At 62.7% G+C, this 410-nt stretch carries 1 protein-coding gene; it reads right to left on the bottom strand.

Going from position 1 to position 410, the window contains the following annotated elements:
• The coding region (locus tag FHL79_RS25365; protein WP_218938612.1) for a hypothetical protein at positions 1-410 on the bottom strand (410 nt) is incomplete at both ends.

The raw sequence follows: 410 nt of genomic DNA, 5'->3' as shown, positions 1-410 counted from the left end.
GGACTGTAGTCCCCGTCGAGATATTTCAGGCTCTGCTCGACGGCCTGGAGGATCGCCTTGGCGATCGCGTATTCCAGCGAGCTTCTCGTGTCGGGGTCCACCACCAACCCCTTGCGCGCGAGGTGGTCGTCTATCTCCTTCCCGTGGAAACGAAGGAACTGCGTACGGTTCCCCGGACTGGGATCCTTGACGAACCCATCGATCATCGCGGCCGAGATCACGTTGAAGACCGGCGAGAACCCGCCCGCCTGGAACTGGGGTACGAGGTTCTCGTAGAACTCCCCAGCGATGGCGTTGATCTCAAGCATGTTCAGGCGCCGCACGCCGGCTCTCAGGTTTTCCCAGCGCTGATCGATGAGGATTGCGTGCGCGGCGTGCCGGCGCTTGGCCTCGCCGACGTCCTTCGTTCC

The organism is Modestobacter altitudinis, assembly GCF_005930475.1.
GTDB classification, from domain to species: Bacteria; Actinomycetota; Actinomycetes; order Mycobacteriales; family Geodermatophilaceae; genus Modestobacter; species Modestobacter altitudinis.
Note: the sequence above shows the minus strand (reverse complement) of the source record. Positions and strands in the feature narration are given on the sequence as shown.